General features: G+C 70.9%; 1 protein-coding gene. It reads right to left on the bottom strand.

Features of this window, described 5'->3' with window-relative positions; genetic code table 11:
• A partial coding sequence (locus tag H9652_RS19485; RefSeq protein WP_191798468.1) for an MCP four helix bundle domain-containing protein occupies positions 1-948 on the bottom strand: 948 nt, incomplete at its 3' end.
• Positions 949-1,007 lie beyond the last annotated feature (59 nt).

Here is a 1,007-nt window from a genome sequence, read left to right as displayed (position 1 = left end):
CTGCGACACCTGCTCCGCAGCCGCAGCCACCACCCCCGACTGCGCCGCCGTCTCCTCCGACGACGCCGAGAACTGCGACGACACCCCCGCCAACGACTCCGCACTCGACGCGATCGTCACCGACGACTCGACCACTCCCGTGATGAGAGCACGCAGGTTCGCCTGCGTGCGTTCGAGGTCGACGGCCAGGGTGCCGATCTCGTCACGCCCGGTCACGCCGGAGGAGACCGTCAGGTCGCCGTCGCCCACCGCTGCCAGGGCCGAGGACACCGCGCCGATCCGGCGGGCGATGTTGCGAGCCACGACGTAGGCCAGGGCGGACGCCGCGACCGCACCGAGCGCCGCGACCAGGATCGTGAGGAGGATCGACCGTGCCGCCACGGCATCCGTCTCGTCGGCAAGAGCGGCCGCCTCCTCGCCCTGCGAGACGGTCTCCACCTGCATGGCGTCGAGGACACCCGTCGTCAACGGACGGATGGTCTCGTCGAAGTACGTCGCGAACCCTTCGGCGTCGCCCTCGTCCGCGAACGGGAACAGCGTCCCCTCGGCCGCCGCGTAGTACGTGTCGAGCGCGGCGACCAGAGCGTCGACGTCGGCCTCGTTCACCGCGTTGGGGCGATAGGCCTCGATCTGCGAGTGGAGGTCGACCTTGCGCTCGGCCAGCTCGTCCACGAGCGTCCCGCGGGTCTCCTCGTCGGCGATGCCGTACTGGACGACCCGGGCCCGGTCGCCCTGGTAGGCGCGCTGGATCTCCGTGAGCTGCTGGAGCGGGACGACGTTGCCGCTGTACATCAGCGCGGCGTCTGCCCGCAGCGTACGCATCGAGCTGAGCGCGAACGCGGTGACGACCGCGGTCACCACCACCATGAGAAGGACGGACATGACGATCTTGACCAGCACCGGGCGGTCGGCCCACAGCCGGCGCGGTGCGTTCTGCTGCTCGCTCATCGCTCGCCTCTCGATCTGGGGGGACCTGTGTCCCCTGCTGTGGGGCCCCCCCCCCCCGG

It is taken from the genome of Oerskovia rustica (genome assembly GCF_014836555.1).
GTDB classification, from domain to species: domain Bacteria; phylum Actinomycetota; class Actinomycetes; order Actinomycetales; family Cellulomonadaceae; genus Oerskovia; species Oerskovia rustica.
The sequence above is the reverse complement of the archived record's forward strand: the minus strand, read 5'-3'. Positions and strand labels throughout refer to the sequence as shown.